At 51.6% G+C, this 22144-nt stretch carries 18 protein-coding genes; 16 read left to right on the top strand and 2 right to left on the bottom strand.

Features of this window, described 5'->3' with window-relative positions; all coding sequences use genetic code 11:
• Positions 1-347 precede the first annotated feature (347 nt).
• The 10 genes from ACFQZE_RS21655 (at position 348) to ACFQZE_RS21700 (ending at position 11843) form a co-directional block, all read left to right on the top strand.
• Complete coding sequence (locus ACFQZE_RS21655) at positions 348-3509, top strand: S8 family peptidase (protein WP_379360987.1); 3162 nt, start codon at positions 348-350, stop codon at positions 3507-3509.
• Positions 3510-3554: 45 nt separating this feature from the next.
• A complete protein-coding gene (locus tag ACFQZE_RS21660; RefSeq protein WP_379360989.1) occupies positions 3555-3815 on the top strand; it encodes a DUF1146 domain-containing protein in 261 nt (86 codons plus the stop codon).
• Positions 3816-4193: 378 nt separating this feature from the next.
• On the top strand, positions 4194-5561 hold the full coding sequence (gene murA / locus ACFQZE_RS21665; protein ID WP_379360991.1) for a UDP-N-acetylglucosamine 1-carboxyvinyltransferase: 1368 nt from the start codon (positions 4194-4196) through the stop codon (positions 5559-5561).
• A gap of 209 nt (positions 5562-5770) precedes the next feature.
• Positions 5771-7015 carry a stage II sporulation protein D gene (gene spoIID, locus ACFQZE_RS21670; RefSeq protein ID WP_379360993.1) on the top strand — a complete coding sequence of 415 codons (1245 nt, stop codon included), beginning with the start codon at positions 5771-5773 and terminating at the stop codon, positions 7013-7015.
• A 66-nt stretch (positions 7016-7081) separates the two neighbouring features.
• Complete coding sequence (locus ACFQZE_RS21675; RefSeq protein ID WP_379360995.1) at positions 7082-7822, top strand: peptidoglycan DD-metalloendopeptidase family protein; 741 nt, start codon at positions 7082-7084, stop codon at positions 7820-7822.
• Positions 7823-7997: 175 nt separating this feature from the next.
• Positions 7998-8285 (top strand): sporulation transcriptional regulator SpoIIID, encoded by a 288-nt coding sequence (gene spoIIID, locus ACFQZE_RS21680; RefSeq protein ID WP_379360997.1) that lies wholly within the window; start codon positions 7998-8000, stop codon positions 8283-8285.
• A gap of 150 nt (positions 8286-8435) precedes the next feature.
• Entirely contained in the window at positions 8436-9425 is a 990-nt protein-coding gene (mreB, locus tag ACFQZE_RS21685; RefSeq protein WP_379360999.1) for a rod shape-determining protein MreB, read from the top strand.
• Between the two features lie 240 nt (positions 9426-9665).
• A complete protein-coding gene (locus tag ACFQZE_RS21690) occupies positions 9666-10529 on the top strand; it encodes a flagellar hook-basal body protein (RefSeq protein WP_379361001.1) in 864 nt (287 codons plus the stop codon).
• A 48-nt stretch (positions 10530-10577) separates the two neighbouring features.
• Positions 10578-11417 carry a flagellar hook-basal body protein gene (locus ACFQZE_RS21695; protein WP_379361003.1) on the top strand — a complete coding sequence of 280 codons (840 nt, stop codon included), beginning with the start codon at positions 10578-10580 and terminating at the stop codon, positions 11415-11417.
• Between the two features lie 21 nt (positions 11418-11438).
• Complete coding sequence (locus ACFQZE_RS21700) at positions 11439-11843, top strand: DNA-directed RNA polymerase subunit beta (protein ID WP_379361005.1); 405 nt, start codon at positions 11439-11441, stop codon at positions 11841-11843.
• A 1042-nt stretch (positions 11844-12885) separates the two neighbouring features.
• Here the strand turns inward: ACFQZE_RS21700 and ACFQZE_RS21705 are convergent.
• Together ACFQZE_RS21705 and ACFQZE_RS21710 are read right to left on the bottom strand one after the other, a co-directional pair.
• Positions 12886-14307, bottom strand: coding sequence for an MDR family MFS transporter (locus tag ACFQZE_RS21705; RefSeq protein ID WP_379361150.1), 1422 nt, complete (start codon positions 14305-14307; stop codon positions 12886-12888).
• A 93-nt stretch (positions 14308-14400) separates the two neighbouring features.
• Positions 14401-15000 carry a TetR/AcrR family transcriptional regulator gene (locus tag ACFQZE_RS21710; RefSeq protein ID WP_379361007.1) on the bottom strand — a complete coding sequence of 200 codons (600 nt, stop codon included), beginning with the start codon at positions 14998-15000 and terminating at the stop codon, positions 14401-14403.
• A 184-nt stretch (positions 15001-15184) separates the two neighbouring features.
• Between ACFQZE_RS21710 and ACFQZE_RS21715 the strand changes: the two genes are divergently transcribed.
• The 6 genes from ACFQZE_RS21715 (at position 15185) to ACFQZE_RS21740 (ending at position 22122) form a co-directional block, all read left to right on the top strand.
• Entirely contained in the window at positions 15185-15715 is a 531-nt protein-coding gene (locus ACFQZE_RS21715; RefSeq protein WP_379361009.1) for a CDP-alcohol phosphatidyltransferase family protein, read from the top strand.
• 156 nt (positions 15716-15871) lie between these two features.
• Positions 15872-16303 carry a 3-hydroxyacyl-ACP dehydratase FabZ gene (gene fabZ / locus ACFQZE_RS21720; RefSeq protein WP_379361011.1) on the top strand — a complete coding sequence of 144 codons (432 nt, stop codon included), beginning with the start codon at positions 15872-15874 and terminating at the stop codon, positions 16301-16303.
• 53 nt (positions 16304-16356) lie between these two features.
• The gene (locus tag ACFQZE_RS21725; protein ID WP_379361013.1) at positions 16357-18078 is read left to right on the top strand and encodes a phospho-sugar mutase; all 1722 of its coding nucleotides are present in this window, start codon (positions 16357-16359) and stop codon (positions 18076-18078) included.
• A 45-nt stretch (positions 18079-18123) separates the two neighbouring features.
• Positions 18124-20244, top strand: a complete 2121-nt coding sequence (locus ACFQZE_RS21730; RefSeq protein WP_379361152.1) for a DUF5693 family protein — start codon at positions 18124-18126, stop codon at positions 20242-20244.
• Entirely contained in the window at positions 20208-21353 is a 1146-nt protein-coding gene (gene csaB / locus ACFQZE_RS21735; RefSeq protein WP_379361015.1) for a polysaccharide pyruvyl transferase CsaB, read from the top strand. The genes ACFQZE_RS21730 and csaB overlap by 37 nt, the downstream gene beginning before the upstream one ends.
• A gap of 7 nt (positions 21354-21360) precedes the next feature.
• Entirely contained in the window at positions 21361-22122 is a 762-nt protein-coding gene (locus tag ACFQZE_RS21740; protein ID WP_379361017.1) for a WecB/TagA/CpsF family glycosyltransferase, read from the top strand.
• The last annotated feature ends 22 nt before the right edge of the window (positions 22123-22144 follow it).

Consider the following 22144-nt stretch of genomic DNA (forward strand, 5'->3'; position numbering starts at 1 on the left):
AAGCTCAAATATGCAAAGCCTGTATCGCTGGAGCACGATCAGGCTGCGCTAAGGGCTTCTTTTTTTGCGGTGTGTTTCATATAGGTGGAAAGGGGGTATTGAGAGAGGGAAGCGCAGCGGCTAATGCCCGGTCTGCGAGAGGGGATAAAGTTTTTATAGGAGAAGAGATACACAGGCAAAATGGTCTATCTATTTTATTTCCTACGGTCAGAAACGGCGTTTTGCCCCCGAATTCTATGATTGTGTGAAATTCGTCTGGGCGATGTCCTCTTTTCTGAAAATGAAAGAAGGGGAAACGTGTTCGTTAACCGAATAATTAATGAAATACGTTTTGAAGGCAGAAGACGATGAATATGATTCGAATGTTTCTCTTAAATAACAATCGCGAAAGCCGATGTCCGGCGAATCGCGATGGGAATACCGGCCGCGCCGCCAAGCCGCGCGGCCGACATGGCTACAGGCTCCCCGCCCGTGGCGGGGGAGCCCGCAGTTTCGCGCAATCAGCGCGCGGGCTAACGCTCCGCGCGCTGATTGCGCTGCTGCTCGGGAGCGCAGCGCTCGGGGGCATTGCCCCCGGAGCTCCCGCTCCCGCATATGCGCCTACGGCGCAAGCCGCCCCGCAAGGCTTGGCGGCGGCCGGCGCCGAAGGCGCCTTGGAGCAGCCGCAAAGCTGGCTGCTCAAATGGGCTTCCCCCGCGGACGCGCATAAGCTGCGCGGGGTCGAAGTGCTCCACCGCCAAAGTGAAGCGGCGGTGGAAGTGGTGCGTCCCGCCCAGGGTACGGGCGAGGACCTCGAAGCTTGGCTCGCCCGGCTGCGCGGCGAGCCTGGCGTCTCTTATGTGCATCCCAACGGAAAAATAAAAGTTCTTGGGATAACGGAAGCTTCTGGGGCGGCAAAGGCTCTTTCTTTGCAACCAGGGGAGCAGACGGAGGGGAAGGCCGAAGAGGAAGTTCAAGACGGCGAAGCCGGCCAAGCGGGCAAGGCAGCGGGTCAGCCCGCCAGCGCGCTTCAAGCTGTGCAGGAGGAGCATGTCGCGAACGATCCTGAATTAGCGAAGCAGCCTCATCTGGTTCAAACTGGCGCGATTAAGGCTTGGGAGACGGTAAGAGATCAGAAGGAGCTTATCATTGCCTTAGTGGATACGGGAGTCGATACCAATCATCCCGATTTAAAAGATAACTTGGTGCCGGGAACCAATCTGATCAGTCCCAAAAAGCCGCCCGAGGATGACAACGGCCACGGGACCAGCGTTGCTGGCGTCTTGGCGGCAAAGGGCAATAATGGCATCGGAGGCTCCGGCATTCTTTGGAATGCCAAGCTGATGCCGATTAAAGCGCTGGATCAGTGGGGGGATGGCACCGAGCAGCATTTGGGCGAAGGCATTCTTTACGCGGTGCGCAGCGGAGCCAAAATTGTAGTTATGTCTGTTGGCCTGTATCGATATTCACCTTACATGCAAGATATTGTGCAATACGCAGAAAATAAAGGAGTGCTTCTAGTAGCGGCAGCAGGCAATGACGGGGCGTCGCTAGGCAACAAAGCCGCCGTCAAATATCCGGCTGCTTATCCGACCGTACTTGCGGTAGGAGGCCTGCAAGCGGGCGGCAGCCCGCACCGCAGCTCCAATCCCGGTCCCGAGCTGGACCTGATGGCGCCTTGGAATGTGTATACGACCGCGCTCGGCGGCGGCTACAAGCAGGAGGAAGGCACGTCGATGTCCGCTCCTCAAGTCGCTGCGGCCGCCGCACTGGTTTTGGCTAGACATCCGGACTATAAACCTTACCAAGTGAGAGAATTGCTCAAGGGGACTGCCAAAGATGTTGGAGCGAAAGGTGCGGATAAGGCATCGGGATATGGCGCTCTCCGAATTGATCAAGCCGTATCCGCAGAGCCGGTTGCCGACATTCATGAACCTAACGAGACGATGGGCGAAGCGTCCGCTTTCCCTGTCCCGGGAGAGGTAATCGGGCAGCTAGAGGGCGTCAAAGACCGTGATTGGTTTGTCCTCGATGCACCGGATAACGGCAAGCTGAAGCTTCAATTTAAAGCGCTGATTGCACCTGGCAAAGCCGTTCCCGTCGTGCGGGTTACTCATGTTGCGGGAGGCAAAACGCAAAAAAGCGAAGATATAAAGCTTTCCACCAAAGAGATGGAGCTTAGCGTCCAAAAAGGCAAACAGCATATATACGTGCAGTTCGCCAGTCCTAACGCCAAAGAGCCGCTTTCCTTTTCTCTAACGTCGGCTTTTACAGTGCTGCCGGATAAATATGAACCGAATGACCAAACTTCGCATGCGTTTAAGCTGGAGCCAAAAACGGGATCTGTCAAAGGGAACTTTCATCAAACGGCCGATCGCGACTGGTTCTCCGTAACCTTTGCGCAGGACGGGAAGCTTCGGCTGACGCTCGATGCCGATACGGTGCGGATCGATTCCGGCTTATCGCTGCAGCGCGAAGGTGAGCAATTAACGCTCTACGACGAAAACGGAGAAGGAAAAAGCGAAGCGACGCCTCTTTTATCCGTAAAGCGGGGCCAATATTTGATACGGGTTCATAATGCGATTTCGCTTGAGGCGAGTCCCGTTGCCGGCTCCTATACGCTAAAGCTCGAGTATACGCCGGAGCTGATGGACCCGAATGAGCCGAACGACAAATCATACGAAGCGCTGCTGATTAAGCCTGGAACGGAATACCGCGGCGTCATTCACAAAGCCGACGATGCGGATTGGTTCCAGTTCCGGATTGTTAAAGAGAGCATCGTAAGCATTGGCGTCTCGGGAATCCCGGCTGCTGCGCCGCTTCAGCTTCAGGGGTATGACAAACGGCTCGTTTCGGTTACAACCGGAAGCTCCGGCTCCAAGGGCAGCCTGAAAACGGCAGAGCAAGTGCTGAAGCCGGGTCTTTATTACTTAAAGCTGACTTCAAGCAAACCTTTCAGCAGCCAATATTACCGGCTCAAGATGACGGCTGAGGAACTGGTCTCCGGCTTCAGAGACATTAAGAATCACTGGGCCAAAGAGGACATCGCCGAGCTTTCCACGCTGAATGTCGTCAAAGGCGGGGGAAGCTACCGTTTTTATCCCGACCGAAATATTACGCGGGCCGAAGCCGTCGCCATGATTGTGAATGCTTATAAGCCAATCGGAGGCTCTTTTTCAAAACCTCGGTTTAAGGATGTAAGCGGGTCCCATTGGGCAAAAGAATCGATTGATAAAGCGGTGGAAAAGGGCTGGGCGAGGGGTTACCCAGACGGCAGCTTTAAGCCGGACGATCCCATTACGCGGGCGGAGATGGCCGTTATGATCGGTTATGCCGATGGAGTAAAGGCCCGAATGCCGATTGCAAAGCCTTTTCGGGATGTGGCACTTGGCGAGTGGTATACGCCGATGGTCTTCGCCATGAAAGCCGAAGGAGGGCTGCAAGGCGTAAAGGACAATTCGTTTTTGCCGGAAGGGATGGCCAGCCGGGGTGAGTTTGCCTCGCTGCTTCTCCGTTATTATCAAGGCTAATGGAACTCGTTAAAGACTAAGTGGCAAGCAGAAGGAGCCGTACATATGAGCGACGATCTCATGAACAATATGGTTGCGATGACAGGCTGGACGGGATTGTTCTCAATCGTTATCGAACTTGTGAGCATTTTTTTGGTTTGGACTTTGCTTAGAGAAGTGAAGTGGGACGCTGTATTCCATTTTCCCCGCAGCTCCAAGGCGCGCTTGCTGCAATTGCTGATTGCCGTTGGCTTAGGTCATTTGTTTGCCCAGTTTATATTGCAATATTGGAACTACACGGCTATGCTCAAGGGATTTGTCGAATAACAACGGCGAAACATGTTAACAATGGGTAATAGAACGCTTCAATTTTTGTCCGATTCCGTCGATAAGATGGAGGATGGACTGTTGCCAGCAGAAAGGCCGATTAGGCCATAAGCTCTCAGAAGGCGGCTCCACAGCGCCGCAAGGGTACTTTTTTAGCTTTTCCCTTATCAAAAGAAAAAAATGGTAATAAAATTTCCCTTGTCGATTAATGTAGCCTGATGGTAAGATGAAGGTTAGTTATGCGCTCGAAATTTGTCAGTTTATATCCATTTTCCACCCTATTGCGATGCGGCAGTGGAGTCGTAAAGACGAAGCGGCGATCCGCATGCGCAAATGTATTTTGCAACCGAAATTGCTATTCGCGGAGGGAACACAAAGATGACTAAAATTATCGTCCGCGGAGGTCAGCGTCTAACGGGCACGGTCCGCGTAAGCGGGGCAAAAAATGCAGTGCTCCCCATTCTTGCTGCCTCATTATTAGCGACGGAAGGAGATAGCGTCATCTGTGACGTTCCCCTCCTCGACGACGTTATGACGATTCAAAGCGTGCTTGCTTCTTTAGGGGCGCAAATCACTTATAATAATGAAACGATGCGGGTATCCGCACCACTAATTACTTCTTATGAAGCTCCTTACGAGCTGATCCGCAAGATGAGGGCGTCTTTCCTCGTTATGGGTCCGCTGCTTGCCCGAATCGGCAAAGTGCGTATCTCCCTTCCAGGAGGCTGTGCGATTGGAACTCGTCCGATCGATCAGCATTTGAAGGGCTTTGAGGCGATGGGCGCTGAAATTACGCTCGGTCAAGGATTTATTGAGGCTTCAGTCAAATCGAGGTTAAAAGGCGCAAAAATTTATCTCGACGTTGCAAGTGTAGGCGCCACCGAAAACATTATGATGGCCGCCGCGCTTGCCGATGGAACGACTGTCATTGAAAATGCCGCCAAAGAGCCGGAAATCGTCGATTTGGCCAACTATATCAATGCAATGGGCGGAAAAGTGCGCGGAGCTGGCACCGGCCTCATTCGGATTGAGGGCGTTGAGCGGATGAAGGGCGCTAAGCACAATGTCATTCCCGACCGCGTGGAAGCGGGCACTTATATGATCGCATCCGCGATTACAGGCGGCGACGTATTTGTGGAAGGCGCGATCGCGGATCATCTGACGCCGGTTATTTCCAAGCTGCAGGAGATGGGCGTTGAAATTACGGAAAGCGACAACGGAATTCGTGTACGTTCCACCACGACGCTAAAAGCGGTAGACGTCAAGACGCTTCCGCATCCGGGCTTTCCTACCGACATGCAATCCCAGATGATGGCGTTGCTGCTCGTGTCTGAAGGAACTAGCGTGGTTACGGAAACCGTGTTTGAAAACCGGTTTATGCATGTGGAAGAGTTCCACAAGATGAACGCCAGCATTAAAGTCGACGGACGGACGGCTATCGTGACGGGCGGCGTGCCGCTGAGCGGAGCTAAAGTTTGCGCCACCGATCTTCGGGCCGGAGCCGCACTGATCTGCGCGGCGCTTCGTGCCGAAGGCGAAACGGAATTGACCGGTCTTCATCATGTGGACCGCGGATACGTGGACATTACGGGCAAGCTGGCGTCGCTTGGAGCTTTGATTCATCGCGTAGAATCGGATCCGGAACCGGCGATGGCCCAAGCAGCGGCAGCCAAAAGCGCCGGAGAATCCTCCTACAAAAGGGAGAAGGAAGTGGCCGTACTTAAAGTGCAGCCGACCTGGGCATAAAACAAAAACGAAGCGGGATATCGCTTGATTCCATAAAGCCGAAGAGGCTGTTGCGGAATCAAGCGAATATCCCGTTTTTTTGTTGTGCAATGGGGATTAGAGAATATTCATTTTGATTCTATCCTAGTAGACGGCCTCATAGAATGAACTATCCGGACAAGAGTTGAGAGATTGCGGGCACACATTGGAAGGGGGGCGGTTCATTCGAAATGAGAATGAAATTAGCTGCAAAAAGCGGAAGCGGAGCCGCTTGGTTAAGAGGCGGCATGACCGTATTTGGAGCCGGAATTCTACTTGGAGCTTTTCTGTTTGGCATGGAAGTCTTTTTAAAAGAGTCGTATCGTTCTAGCATCGTTCAGCCACAAGCGGTTTCAAACGAGCGATTGCAGCAATTGTGGGCGAGCGCCACAGAAGTTTCATTTGAGCCGGTCAAAGCGGAATTAAAAAAGGCGGAAAGCGTGGTGCGGGCAAGCGGAACTGTGGATGTGGACGGAGCTTCGGTATCGTCTAAGCCAGCCGTGAAGCCTATCCCTTCTCCCGCCGCTGAGAAGGCTCAGAAAGAAAGGAAGCCCGTTGCCGTGAGCGTCCCGCTGAAGACGGCGCTGGATGGCGAGAGGGTACGAGTTTATTTGACAGGACAAAAAATAGTGGAGTCGATTCCGCTTGAAACCTATGTGATGGGCGTCGTTGCCGCAGAAATGCCTATCGATTTTGAATTGGAAGCGTTGAAAGCGCAAGCTGTCGCCGCACGAACCTATATTGTGCGCAGATTGTCCGCTGGCGAGCGGGAGGGCAAGGCTGATGTGCTGGATACGGTACAGCATCAGGTTTATATGCCGAAGAATGAGCTGAAAAACAGATGGACGGAGGAGGCCAGAGGAGCGAATTTGTCCAAGCTGGAGCAAGCGATAGAAGAAACAAAGGGACTTATTTTGACTTACAACGGAAAGCCGATTGAAGCCGCCTTTTTTTCCACGAGCAATGGATATACCGAAAACTCGGAAGATTATTGGGAACAATCGCTGCCTTATTTGCGCAGTGTAGCGAGTCCTTGGGACAAAGGGCTGTCTCCTAAATATGAGGGAGAGGTAGAGGTGACCAAAGCGGGCTTCCTTCGTGCTATGGGTCTCCCGGCGAAGTCCAAGCTCTCTATTGGAGTGAAAGAGAGAACGGACGGTAAACGTATCAAGGAGATTGAGATTAATGGGAAAACGTTCACTGGACGAGAGGTGCGAGAACGAATGGGACTTGCTTCCTCTCATTTCGAATGGGAGATAGAAGGTGACACCGTTAAGCTCAAAACATACGGCCTTGGGCATGGTGTCGGCATGAGTCAATGGGGGGCAAACGGCATGGCGATAGAAGGGAAATCGGCGGCGGACATCCTCCTTCACTATTATACCGGAGCAAGCCTTGAACAAGCTTCGAAGCTTCCAGAGAGGACAGCCTCTTAAAAAATGATATTGCCTCACGTATAAACCTAGCACTTCTGGCAACAATGGCTAGTGAGGTGATAGAAAATGAATGATCAAAACAAACAAAAGCAAAGACCAGAGGAAACTCCCAAAAACTCACTGGGAGGAGCGTCTGCCGCGAATTCTAGCAGCGGACTGAAGAAACTATTCGCAAAGCGATGGGTTTCTCCAGCAATCTTCATGGCTGCGGCGGCAATTATCGTAACCTTAATGTGGATCTATCAGGGATCGGATCCGGCCAAGCCGACAACGGCGACGGAAGAATCTACTGAAGTTTCGCAAGGCGGCGAGCAAGTAGAAGGCGGCAACAAAGAAGAGACGTCAGAGGAAGTAACGGCAATCGCGGAAGACATGAAGTGGCCAGTAGCCAGCGCCAAAGAACTTCAAATCGAAACCAACTTCTATGACTCTAAAGCGAGCGCAACGGAAAGAGAAGCGGCTCTCGTTCAAGTAGGCAACACGTTTACGCCGCATACGGGAATTGACTTTGCTGACCCTAACAATGAAGCATTCGATGTTTTGGCTGCTCTGGACGGCAAGATTACTCTTATTGAAACGCATCCAACGAACGGCAACATTGTGGAGATCAGCCATGGGAACGGCCTCGTGACGGTATACCAAAGCTTGACTAACGTTCAAGTGGGCGAAGGCGACGAAGTAAAGCAAGGTACAATTATCGCGCAAGCGGGACGAAGCGATACCGAACGCGATCTGGGCGTACACTTGCACTTCGAAACGCGTCTCAACGGACAATCGATCAACCCGGGAACATACATAGCGGAATAATAACATCTAGAAAAACCGGTGCAAAAGAAAAGCGGGCGAAGGATATTTCCTTCGCCCGCTTTTCCTTTTTTTGAAAAATTATTCGCTTTCGGGCTTGTCACGCTTGGACATAACGAATATCTACCCACTCCACTCATATAATGTACCAAACTATCTCGAGTAGGGAGGCGGGAACGTGCACGATTACATCAAAGAGCGAACCATTAAAATAGGCCGTTGCATCGTGGAGACGAAGCATACGGTGCGAACGATCGCCAAAGAGTTCGGCGTGTCCAAAAGCACGGTGCACAAGGATTTGACCGAGCGGCTGCCGGAAATTAACCCCGATCTAGCCGATCAGGTCAAGCACATTCTCGAATACCATAAGTCGATCAGACATCTTAGAGGCGGTGAAGCGACCAAGATTAAGTACAAAAAAACGAGCGCAAAACGGCGCGAGGTGCTCGCTGCGGGCAAGGTGTAAAGAGGCTGCGGCAAATCCCGATTTATTTTTACAAGTTGTAGAGGATTTTTGTCCTTTTTGGCGAATAATGTTCGTTAGGGGTTTTTCCAGCTGTGGAAGAACTATTTTGAACGCTGACGTTAACATTACGTGTTGGGGGACTTAAGCCTTATGCTAAGCAAGGACATCGGGATTGATCTTGGGACGGCCAATGTATCCATTCATGTGAAAGGAAAAGGCGTCGTGCTTGACGAGCCTTCTGTAGTCGCCATTGAAAGCGACACAAAAAAGGTGCTGGCGGTCGGTGAAGACGCGCACCGGATGGTAGGAAGAACGCCGGGCAACATTATAGCGATTCGGCCCTTGCGGGACGGCGTTATTGCCGATTTCGAAATTACGGAAATTATGTTGAAATCGTTTATTGACCGTATAGACGGACGCAAATGGTTCAGCCGTCCGCGCATTCTCATCTGCGCGCCGACGAACATTACTTCCGTGGAGCAAAAAGCGATCCGCGAAGCGGCTGAACGCAGCGGCGCAAAAGAGGTTTATTTGGAAGAAGAGCCGAAGGCTGCCGCAATAGGGGCTGGAATGGACATATTCCAGCCCAGCGGCAATATGGTCGTGGATATTGGCGGCGGCACAACGGATGTGGCCGTTCTTTCCATGGGCGATATCGTAACGGCGTCCTCCATTAAAGTGGCGGGGGACAAGTTCGACGATGCCATTATGAAGTACATTAAAACGAAGTACAAGCTGCTCATCGGCGAGCGGACAAGCGAAGACATCAAAATCAAAATCGGTACGGTCTATGACGACGGACGCAAGGAAGAGATTGATATTCGCGGCCGCGACATGGTTTCGGGCTTGCCGCTCACCGTTACGATCCGCTCTGGGGAAGTAAGGGAAGCGCTGCGCGATCCGATCATGTCGATTGTAGCTGCGGCCAAATATGTGCTGGAACAGACGCCTCCGGAATTGTCTGCGGACATAATCGACCGCGGCGTTATTCTGACGGGCGGCGGAGCGCTGCTTGGCGGACTCGATTCGCTGCTGGCGGACGAGCTTAAAGTTCCGGTATTGATCGCGGAAGATCCTATGCACTGCGTCGTCAAAGGAACCGGCATCCTGCTGGACAATCTGGACAAATTGCGGAAATAAAAACAGCGCTGCGGAGGAGCTCTGCGGGTAGGGCGCCTTAGGGGGGCGCGCCGAGGCGGAAATGGTTCTAAGGTCGCAGCGTACCGCTATTCAGACGGCAATGGTGCAAGCCGATATAAAATATAGAATGTACTATCGGAAGCGGCGGCGAGCGCTCTTCACCTCATGATGCCTTGGCAAGCATGAGGTGAGCAGCGTTTGCGGCCGCATTTGCCAAGCAAACGTTTGAGGAGGATTGTCATGCTCAGAGGCCTTTACACTGCTGCATCAGGAATGATTGCCCAGCAGCGCCGCCATGATACGGTAACCAATAACATTTCCAATATCAATACGCCAGGCTATAAGCAAACCAATGCGGTAACGCGGTCTTTCCCGGAAATGCTTCTCGCTATGACGGGGGTGGACGGGGCGGACAGAGCGCCTATCGGACAGTGGACAAGCGGCGTGTTTGCGGAAGAAAGCCTGTCGATTCATTTACAAGGGGATCTGACGCAGACAAATCAATCCTCCGACTTTGCTCTCGTATCGAACCTGGAAGTAGAAGGACTTGCCTTCGACCAATCGGGCAAAACGATCGGACCTGACGGGGAGGCGGTGTTCCAGCCTCAAGCTTTCTTTACCGTGCAGGATGCGGCAGGGGAAATCAGATATACTAGAGGCGGCAAATTTACAGTGAACGGCGAAGGCTTCCTCATGACGAGCGACGGCTCAAATGTGCTTGGCACAGGCGGCACTCCAATTCAGCTACCTCCCGGAGTCGGGCTGGACAGCCTTATTTTGACGGAGGATCAGCGTTTTGTGGATAGCGACGGAGTGGAAATAGGGGCGCAACTGCTCATTACACGCATCGAAAATCCGAACGACCTCGTTCGCGAAGGAAACGGCAATTTCCGCTTTGTAGCGGATGAAGGAGTGGCCAGACCGATCGAAGCGGGTGAACGAATAGAAGTAAGGCAAGGATACGTAGAGCGTTCCAATGTGGATTCCGCCCAATCTGCGGTTGATTTGATGGCGGCGCTGCGCGCGTATGAAGCGAACCAGAAAGTGATTCAATTCTATGACCAAAGCTTGCAAAAGGCCGCTAACGAAATTGGCCGAGTGTAGGGCAGGCGCCATCACCGAGCAAATGAGCCTAAGGAGGAGTCCCGCCAAATGAACGCATCTATGATTAATGCAATGGTGTCGATGAACGCGCTGCAGCAAAAGCTGGATCTCATTTCGGACAACATTGCCAATTTGAATACGGTAGGTTACAAAAGAAAAGAAGCGACTTTTGAGGATCTGCTGAACAATGTAAAAGCACAGCCCGAATCTTTCAACCAGCCTGGCAGGAGAACGCCGCTTGACTTTAATCAAGGCTGGGGTACCCGGATGTCTATGATTCAGCCCAACTTGTCGCAGGGACCGCTTACGGGAACTGGGCTTGGGACGGATCTTGCTATTGAAGGAAATGCGCTTTTTGAAGTGGAAGTGGACGGTGCAGGCAACCGCGCCTATACACGAAACGGGGCGTTCCAGTTGACGATGGCTGCAAACGGTGATACGATTTTGGCAACGGAAGAAGGCTATCCTGTTGTCGCTGTCATCACGGATGCGAACGGCAATAGGACGGAGGGCAACATCGTTGTGCCGGAAGGCTACAGCTTGAAGGTGAATGCGGACGGAAGCGTTCTTGGCGTGTCTTCGGAGGGCACGATCAATTTGGGCAGCATCAAGCTGCTTCAAGCATCCCGCCCTGCGGCTCTGACCGCTGTTGCGGACAATTTGTTTACTATCGCGGACGGCATTAATGTCGATGATGTGGTACAGGAAATCACTCCCGATTTGGATAATCGGATCGCTTTGCGACAAGGCTATCTAGAACAGTCCAACGTTCAGATGACGGACGAGATGACGGAGCTTATTAATGTTCAGCGAGCTTATCAATTGGCGGCAAGGGCGTTGTCATCCAGTGAAACGATGATGGGCCTCGCCAATACGATGCGCGCGTAGGATGGAATGAAGGTGAGAGGCATGTCTGACGATCGAATCCATTCCGGTCGAAGAGACTTCGAAAGTCGGCCCCAGGATAATAGCAAAAGCGAAGGCTCTGCGGATAGGGGTTCTATAAACGGCGGGCTGGCCCGTTCACAAAGGCATAGAAGTTATTTGCAGTCGTCGCAATCGGAGTCTCCCGTTGCAAAACCGGCCAAACGACCGGCTGAACGCGACAAAGAAGAAGACGACTATGAACGTCCGGCATGGGCGAGGATCAGCTTGTGGATTGTCCGAAAAAGCATCGTGCCGATTATTATGATCATCATGCTGCTGGCGGGTCTTTATTTCGGCTTTGTTTTCTTGGGCAAGGGTCCTGAGGGAGACGTATTTGAGTGGGCGACTTGGCGCCATTTGTACGACTTGGTTTTTGCGGAATCATAAGGAAAACCCGTTTATAGATAAAGGGGCTGGTCAAGAGCCCTTGTGTAATAAAAAGCCTTCGAACCCACTGGGTTTGAAGGCTTTTTGGCTTTACATGTGTTACTGCGGGGCTGACTTGCTCGTCGATGTCCTTTTGGGACATGCTTGTTGGACATTGTTTTTTGGGGAAAAGCACAGCGATGACTGCAAAGCGAACGAAGTTGTGTGAGGAACCAATAGAGCGCTCGTGACGCTCCTGCGGACATTAGTTGTGCCGGAAACCACTAGAGTACTCGGGGGCTGCCTTGTGAACATCTAGTTGTGCCAGAAACCACTGGAGTGCTCGTGGAACCTCCATATGGATATTTAATTGTGTGAGAAACCACTAGAGGTCTCGCGAGGCCCCTTTTTGGATATTTAGTTGTTTGAGAAACCACTAGAGGCCTCGTTGAACCCTCTTTTAGACATTTAGTTGTGCCAGAAACCGCTAGAGGTCTCGCGAGGCCCCTTTTTGGATATTTAGTTGTTTGAGAAACCACTAGAGGTCTCGTTGAACCCTCTTTTGGACATTTAGTTGTGCCAGAAACCACTAAAGGTCTCGCGAGGCCCCTTTTTGGATATTTAGTTGTTTGAGAAACCACTAGAGGTCTCGTTGAACCCTCTTTTGGATATTTAGTTGTGCCAGAAACCACTAGGTCCCTCTAGAGGCTTTCAAGTGTACATTTTGCTGTAGAAGTAAGTCTTGAGGTCAGGTTAGATGGGGCTCCCACTCCCAAACATTCTGCTCCAGAAGAAAGCTCTAGACCAAAAACAGAAAACAGAAAGAGAAAACAGAAAAGAGAAATGGCGATGCGGGGATTCCTTGAACTGTAACCCGCAAGATGGTCAATCTTCAAAGTGTCCATCTTGCAGGTCATAGTTCTGAATTCCCTCAACATCGCCATTCCAATATTTTTGCGTTTTCTAATCATACGAGCGATTTCATCACGCAAGCATGCTTTTTTAATAAGACAGCCCCTTCTTGTTACGTGTTCGAATAGTCAGGGGCTAGATGTGCCATTGTTTATTCGGTTGGAGCTTTTGACCGCTTAATGAAGAAAGACATTAGAAGAGCAATGACCGCAAAGATCAGTCCAAGCTGGAATGCGCTTGTAACGCCTTCTCCAAGCGCCATTGCTCTTTCGGATACTGCTGTCGGATCGCTTGAAGATTTTAAATAACGTTCTGTCCCGGACGACATGACGCCAACGAAAAAGGCGATGCCGAGTGCGCCCGATACTTGCTGCAGCGTGTTCATAATCGCCGAACCGTGCGGATAGTAATGACGAGGCAATTGGTTAAGGCCGTTGGTTTGAGCCGGCATCATAATCATCGACATCGCTACGCTCATGGCGCAGTGCAGCAGGATGATCATGCTTTGGCTTGTATCCAACGTGATTTTGGTAAAGAAATACATGACAACTACCAGAATAGCTGCACCTGGAATAACAAGCGCACGCGGTCCAAACTTATCGAACAGTTTGCCGGTCACGGGGGACAGGAACCCGTTCAGGATGCCGCCCGGCAGCAGGACAAGTCCCGCAGCGAACGCTGTGAGTCCCATTCCTTGCTGCATAAGAATCGGCAGAAGCATCAAGGTTGAGAACAGAGACATCATTACAATGATGATCAGTACGGTGCCGTAGGAGAACATCGGTGATTTAAACGCTCTTAAGTCAAGAATCGGCTGCTTGGAAACGAGCTGTCTCCAAATAAAGAGCAGCAAAGCGATGGAACCTGCGATAACGGACAAGTAAACGCGCGGGCTGGACCAGCCCCCATGTCCTTCGCCAAGGCTGCTGAAGCCAAATACAATGCCGCCAAAAGCGACAGTTGAGAGCAGTATCGATAAAATATCCACTTTAGGTTTGGTGATGGTGGATACATTTTTCAAAAAGATGTAGGCGAATATGATGGAAAACACCGCAAAGGGAAGGACTAGATAAAACAGCCAGCGCCAGTGAAGCGTTTGAAGAATAAGTCCCGACAGAGTTGGGCCGATGGCTGGTGCAAACATAATGACTAGTCCCATCGTTCCCATAGCGGCGCCGCGCTTTTCAGGCGGGTAAAGCACGAGAATAGTATTCATCATGACTGGCAGCATAAGTCCTGTGCCGAGAGCTTGAATAACACGGCCGATTAGCAGCACGTAAAATTCGGGCGCAATCGCACAGACGAGCGTACCGGTTGCAAACAGGATCATAGCGCCAAGAAACATTTGTCTTGTTGTAAACCATTGCACGAGCAAAGCGGAAGCGGGAATGAGAATGCCGACTACAAGCATGTAGCTGGTGGACAGCCATTGAATGGTCGTATAAGGTACGCCGAAGTCTTTCTGAAGATCAACAAATGCAATGTTGAGCAGCGTTTCGTTTAAAATGGAAAAAAACGCTCCGATAATGAGCGAAATAAGAATAGGCATTCTTTTGATGTTGCTTAAATCCATTGGAGCCGCACCTGGAGCGGCCGCAGCGGTATTCATAAATGGTTCCTCCATATCCTGGTCCGATTTGATTTCGGTCTGTATTTTAGTTTTTTCTTAATGCCTCTCCGCAATACCCATCAAAATGGAATCGAGAGCCGTGCGGTACAATTTTTTGGCTTCATCCAGCTCCATGTTCTGCACAACTTCATTAATTCCGCAGAACAGACATTCCATCACGAGACTAAGCTGGTCGACGTTGCCTTGCTTGAATTCTCCGGCCGTTATTCCCTGTTCCAAAATGGTGCGGTAAATTTGCCGGCCCTCCTCATGCCTGAGCGCGATTTGTTCTTTAATATCAGGACTTTTTCCCTGAGCATCTTTAACAAATTCCCTTGCAGCCCTAGTTAAAGGATGCCGGAGTCCTCGCTCAACGCTTGTTTCCACCATGCCGTACAGCAATTCGGTCACAGTCGAAAACTTTGTTTTTTCCACTTCCCACATTTCGTTCCATTCCAGCCTAAATTGATCCATTAAATAGAGGAAAAGCCCCTCTTTGCTGTTAAAATGGTAATAAATATTGGCTTTGCTCACGCCCGTTGCGGCTGCGATGTCCTCAATAGATGCCGCATGAAAGCCTTTTTGACTGAAAAGGGCTGTCGCCGCTTCCGAAATGCGGGCTTTAGTTTCTTCTGTCTGCTTTTGCTTTTTGCTCAATGCGCTCCTCCTTCCCCTGAACACATACTGAACGTTCAGTCAGTATTCTAGCATAGAGTATAAAAAGCTGCAATACATTGCTTTCAAGGCTGGACCTGAGTTTGTTTCCATTTTCGGAGAGGTAGTTTATAATAGTTGGGAACCATGGTGGAACATTCCGGCTGAGTTTAAGGAGTGTGAGCGATTGAATTTGCCCAATCTATTGACGGCATTGAGATTTTTACTGATCCCCGTTTATATCGGAATATTCGCCAGCGGTCATATGATCCCGGCTTTTTTAGTCGTGGTTGCGGCCGGAGTGACCGATGTGCTGGACGGTTACATAGCCAGAAGATATGGGCAAGTGACGTCAGTCGGCGAGATGCTGGATCCCCTCGCGGATAAGCTGATGCTGATTACCGTCATCTTGTCGCTTGTTATAGCAGGCTATATTTCTTGGTGGGCGGCTGGAGCCATGTTTTTCCGCGATTTGAGTATGATAGCTGGAGGACTGCTGACCCATTTCCGCGGCAAAAAAAATGTGCCTGCCAACTGGATGGGAAAATTGACGACCGTTTTGTTCTACGCCGCCATTATGTTTATTTTTTTTGAGGCGCCTTTTGCCAGTACATACTTATGGGGGGTTATCGCGTTTTCTTTTGCAACTTCCTTCGTATATCTGGCCTCTTACCAATCGTTGAACAACGGATCGAAGACGCCGCCGGGACATGTTTAGAAGGCAGAAAGAGACTTGGCCGATGGACATTTCAAGACCGCCAGCCAAGCCCCCTTATCTTAACCCTCACTAACTGCAGTATCATGAAGGATAAGTATAGTTTTGCTAAGAGAGCGCCGTTTTATACTACTGAACATTTGGAAGGAGTTTTTAGTTATGCTCGATATTAATCAAATTCAGGAAATTATTCCTCACCGCCCTCCATTTTTGCTCGTGGACCGAATTTTGGAGGTTGAACCTGGCGTTCGCGCCGTCGGTCTCAAAAACGTAACGATGAATGAGCCGCATTTCGTCGGACATTTCCCAGGTTATCCCGTCATGCCGGGTGTTCTGATCGTAGAAGCGCTTGCTCAAGTCGGCAGCGTGGCTATGCTGATGGTGGAAGCCAATAAAGGCAAACTGGGCTTTTTCGCCGGGATCGACGGATTCCGCTTCCGCGACCAAGTGAAGCCGGGGGACACTTTAATTTTGGAAGTTCAAATTACGCGCTTGAAAGGGCCTATCGGCAAAGGACAAGCAACGGCGAAAGTAGGCGACAAAGTCGTAGCGGAAGGCGAATTGATGTTTGCACTTTCTGATCGTTCTTAATTCTTTTATATAGAAAGACTTGGGCTAATGCCGGGGTGGAGGAGAGTTTTCGAATGAGCCAGTTCACAAATGTTGACGTTCAGGCGCGATACGACGCCTGGCTGAATGATCCGCTTATTGACGAAGCGACGAAAGAGGAGCTTCGCGCCATAGGCGGTCAAGAGAAGGAAGTGACGGACCGTTTCTACCGCGATTTGGAATTCGGCACGGGCGGCTTGCGGGGCGTTATGGGAGCGGGAACGAACAGATTGAATGTCTACACGGTTGGGAAAGCGACCCAAGGACTTGCAAACTGGCTGCTGTTGCAAAACAACGCGGTGAGCCCGTCTGTTGTCATCGCTCACGATTCCCGCAATTACTCGCCCGAGTTCGCTTTGGACTCCGCTCTGGTGTTTGCCGGGAACGGCATTAAAACTTATTTGTTCAAAGGCTTGCGGCCTACGCCGCAACTATCGTTCGCCGTTCGCGCATTAGGCGCTTCCGGCGGCGTTGTTATTACGGCAAGCCATAATCCTCCGGAATACAACGGGTACAAGGCATATGGAGCGGACGGTTGTCAGCTTATACCTGAAGATGCGGAGCAAGTCATTCAAGCGATTGGCAGCATTTCTGACTTTGGCGACATCCGCCGTTTGTCGCGGGCGGAAGCGGAGGGGCAAGGACTGCTCGTTTGGCTTGGCGATGAGGCCGATTCGGATTATAACGAAGCCGTCATCGGCGAAAGCTTAAATCGAACATTGTTGGAGAGCGAAATCGGCAAACAGTTTGGCATTGTGTTCACTCCGCTGCACGGATCGGGCAATGAACCGGTACGTAAGGCGCTTGCCGGCGCCGGATTTCGCAACGTTCATGTCGTGGCCGAGCAGGAGAAGCCTGACGGCTATTTCAGTACCGTTAAATCTCCCAATCCCGAAGAGCGTGAGGCGTTCGAGCTGGCTGTGGAGCTGGCAACAAAGACGGATGCAGATATCATTATCGGTACAGATCCCGATGCGGACCGTATGGGCGCCGTTGTCAAAAACAACGACGGCCAATACGTTGTGCTTACAGGCAATCAATCCGGTGCGCTTATGGTGCATTACAAGCTGAGTTTGCTGCAAGAGCGCGGCGAGCTTCCAAGCAACGGGACGGTCATTAAAACGATCGTAACAAGCGAAATGGGCGCAGATATCGCTCATTTTTACGGGGTTTCCGTTGAAAATACGTTAACGGGCTTTAAGTATATCGGGGAAAAAATGTCACGCTATGAAGCGACGGGCGAGCGTTCTTTCCTTTTTGGCTATGAGGAGAGCTATGGCTACTTGTCGGGCACATATGCCAGAGACAAAGATGCTATCGCGGCTTCTTTGCTCATTTGCGAGGCGGCGGCTTATTACAGCAGCAAAGGCAAAACGTTGTATGATGTGCTTCAAGAGCTGTACGACAAGTTCGGCTTTTATTTGGAAGGGCTGGAGTCCCGCACGCTTAAGGGATTGGACGGCGTTCAGAAAATCGGAGCAATTATGAGCGAATGGCGGAATCATCCGCCAACCGAGATTGGCGGAGTATCCGTTGCGGAAGTGCTGGATTACAGCGCGGGGCTTGACGGCTTGCGTCCCGAAAATGTTCTGAAATACAAGCTGCAGGACGGATCGTGGTTCTGCCTGCGGCCTTCCGGTACGGAACCGAAAATCAAAATTTATTTCGCCGTAAAAAGCGATTCGCCAGAAGCGGCATCAGCTTCGCTTATGAAGATGCGTACGGCGGTTATGTCCCGTGTGGATCATGCGGTATAGTAGAATAGACAGACAGAAGAGCGAAACGGGGGATTACGGGTGCTAATGCGTTGGCAGCGTTGGAATCGGCAAGCAAAAATTTGGTTATGGGTCATCACCCTGATCGGCGTTGTGGCGGCATTGCCGCTAGGCGCTCAGCGCATGGCGATGGAGCGGTCTTCGAAAGCCGTTGAATACGTATTTGATTATAGGGATCTAATTGAAGTGTCGGAGCTGCAGGCTCGCCCGGAGCAGTTTTTGGACGAAAAGCTTCAGCTTCTGAAAGAAGCCGGCATTACCACTATGGCCGTTTACGAAAGCTCTCTGAGGGAGCTTGTTCAAGCGGGAAGATTAACCTATTTCAATGAGAAGGAAGTTGCGCTTCTTCAAGGGAAACTCCCGAATGAGCGCGTGAACCATACGTACGTTTTGTTTAAAGGTGAGGAAGAAGAGGAGAAAATCGGTCCTGTTCTCCGCGCTGCATACGACAGAATAGGCATCGGGTATCGCGAATGGACGTTTGAAGGACGCAATGGCCTTATTTTGGAAGAAGCATCGTCGGCCGCCTTGCTGAAAACGCTCGATTTCGATCCAATGAGCTTAGAGCAGCTGAAGGACGCAGGATTTAGAATCTTGCCGCGAATGTCCGACCGTGTTACTCCTTATGATTCCGTTGCCGTTTCCGCTCAACTGGAGCGCCTCAAAGCATTTGGCGTAAACCGTCTTCTGTTTGACGGAGACAAAACAAAAGGCGCTTCGAATCAATCGGAGACGCATAGCCTTGACAGCTTTGCCGAGCTTTTGAATCAGCATGAATTCGGTCTTGTTGCCATCGAAAATTTAAAAAAGCCGCAACAAGGTTTTCATAAACTTGCTTATTTGACAGATTATAATGTGGTAAGGCTCTACTCTCAGTCGCCGAGCGACAGTGTTGGTATGGATCCGAATGCTATTGCCGACCGATTTTTGCTCGCGGCGAAAGACCGCAATATCCGGATGTTTTTCTTGAACACAGAAGTTCAGGGGGACTCCGATAAAGGCATGATTACCGATACGATTGACAAGCTGGCTGAAGCGATGAGAGGCGAAACCGGCATTGTTCACAAGTTAAATGAAGAAGGCTTCCCTGTGGGAGTAGCCAAGCCGTTTACGGTGGAGAAAGCCTCATGGGAAAAGCCGCTTCGCGCTGTAGTAGCGCTTGGAGCGATTGCCCTGATTACTCTGCTTGTTAGCGCGTTTATTTCTTTTATGGCGATCCCTGTCTTTGTCATTGGACTGATCGGCAGTGCAGGTTTGTTTGTTCTGAACAGCGCGCTTTTGGAACAAGCTCTTGCGCTTGGAGCGGCAGTGAGCGGTCCAACGCTGGCCATGATTTGGGTTATGAACCGCATTTATGCCAGAACGATCGGTGAGCGCCGCATGGTCGGCGGAGGAGACTGGAACGTCGGAGGCGCTTCTTCTTCGGAATCGGAAGGCCGGACGCAGTGGGTATTCCCAAGCTTGCCAATCGGCCGGCGCATCGGTATGGCGCTGAACTGGTTTCTTGTAGCGACTTTAATTACGTTGACGGCCGTTCCTCTTGTTTTCGGTCTGCTGAACAACATTACGTACAGCCTTGTTCTGCAGCAGTTCCGGGGAGTTAGCGTTCTTCACCTTGCGCCGATTGCGCTTGTAGCGGTTTACGTGTTCCTTTACCAAGGCAATGGCAACAGCCGCAGCGTCATCAATCGCGCTGTGGGGCTGCTCCGCGAACCGATTCGGGTGGCGTGGGTGGTCGTTGCGGTCGTGCTTGGAGCGGTTGGCTTTTATTATTTGTCGCGTACAGGCAACTCCGGCCAAGTCACTTGGGTGGAAATGATCGTTCGCAACTGGCTGGAATCGACGTTTGGCGTACGTCCAAGATTCAAAGAGTTTATGCTCGGCCATCCGCCGCTTCTTCTCGGGCTGTTCCTTGCGATTCGATATCGCGCGGCATGGGTACTGATTATTGTGGGAACGCTTGGCCAGCTAACGATGGTCAGCACGTTTACCCATATTCATACACCGTTGTACATTTCGATTATCCGCACTCTGCTCGGTTTGGGCGCGGGACTAGTCATTGGCGCTATTTTCATCGGCGCGTGGATTGTTTTGGAAGGGGTTTGGCGTAAATGGGCAGCACCAATCGTTCGCAAGTATACCGCGTAGCAATATCCGGATATTACGGTTTCCGCAACAGCGGCGACGAGGCCGTTCTGCGTTCTATCCTTCTAGCGCTTGAAGAAGAAGGAAAGGCGCAGGGAGTGACCGTGCAGCCAGTTGTGCTTAGCGTCGATCCCGAATGGACGACTTCGATGTACGGTGTGGAATCGGCACATCGGATGAGGCCGGGCGATCTGCTGCGGGTGCTGCGGAGCTGCGACGGCTTGATTAGCGGAGGGGGAAGCCTGCTTCAGGATGTCACCAGCGCAAAAACGATTCCGTATTACGTTGGAGTTATGAAACTGGCCCAGTGGCTCGGCAAACCGACCTTCGCATACGCGCAAGGGATTGGTCCGGTCAATCGCCGCTCCATGGATCCTTTGATTCGCAGCGCGATGAACGGGAGCAAGTATGTGTCCGTGAGGGATGCCGAATCCGCCGCTTTGCTTGGGCGGATCGGCGTGCCGCTTAACCGGATCGAGGTTGTCCCCGATCCGGTAATGGGGCTGCCGCTGCCGGAGGGCACGTCGGCAGCGGCGCTGCGCACGGCAGAGACGCCGCCGATTGTCGGCGTCTCGCTGCGCAGCTGGCGCGAGGACGGCGCCGATATGGCGCGCGCCGCCGAGGCGCTTGCTGCGCTGTCGAAGCGCAGGCCGGTTCGGCTGCGCTTCCTGCCGTTCCACACGCCTTCCGACCGGGTAACGTCGGAAGCAGTGATGGAACGGCTTAGCGGCCGGCTGGGCGAAGGAAGCTCCGCCGAGCTGGCCGCCCCCGGCGATGACCCCCAAGCTATGCTGTTGGAGGTCAGCCGCTGCGATGCGCTGCTGGGCATGCGCCTTCATGCGCTCATTTATGCGGCCAACCAGCAGGTTCCGCTTCTGGGGCTGTCGTACGATCCCAAAATCGATCAGTTCCTGAACCGGCTCGGCCTGACGGCTATCGGCTCTACGGAGTCGCTGGACGCAGAAGCGTTTGCGGACGCGGCTACCGCTCTCCTGGACGCTCCTGAAGAGTGGCGCTCCCGCTACGGTCCCGCTATCGCGGAGCTTAAACAGCAGGCTCAAAACCCCGCGCAACAAATCGTAAGATTGCTGCGTCAATATAAACCGAGGTGATTTCCTCATGACGAAACAACTAGCAACCGTGCCGATTTTCGGCATACCGTTCTCCAAACTAAGCATGGACGAGACGGTGGGATATTTAACAGATGAGATTGAGGAAGGCCGTCTGACACATGTCATTACAGCTAACCCCATTATGGTAATGGAAGCTTTGAACAATCCGAAGTTTGCGAATGTGATGAGCAAAGCCGATATGATTGTTCCAGACGGATCGGGTGTCGTATGGGCAGCCAAGGTCGGCGGAAGCCCCTTGAAGGAGCGCGTGACCGGCTTTGACCTGATGCACCGTCTTATGGAGCAAGGCGAGAAGCATAGATGGTCGGTTTATTTGCTTGGGACATCTCAGGAAATTATCGAAGCGGCTGCGGAGAAGCTTCAGCTCCAATATCCTCAAGCCAAAATTGTGGGATGCCGAAACGGATTTTTTGGCCCCGGCGATGATGAGGCCATTATAGAAGAAATCCGAAACAAGAAGCCCCATTTGCTGTTTGTGGCGAGAGGAATGGAGAAGGAAGACTGGAACGCGGAGTACAAAGAGCGTCTCGGTGTACCTTTTATTATGGGCGTCGGGGGCAGTTTTGACGTTATTTCAGGCAAGCTTAAGCGTGCTCCAATCGCTTTTCAAAAGCTGAAGCTGGAGTGGCTTTACAGGCTTCTTCAAGAGCCGTCCAGGTACAAAAGAATGCTTGCGCTGCCGAAATTCGTAGTGAAAGTGCTTCGCAACAAAGAAAACGTGACAAAACCTCGTCCAGAGGCGCAATAATGTCGTTTTTTTCATGAAAATT

This window comes from Paenibacillus sp. GCM10027627 (genome assembly GCF_042675505.1).
Taxonomy (GTDB): Bacteria; Bacillota; Bacilli; order Paenibacillales; family Paenibacillaceae; genus Pristimantibacillus.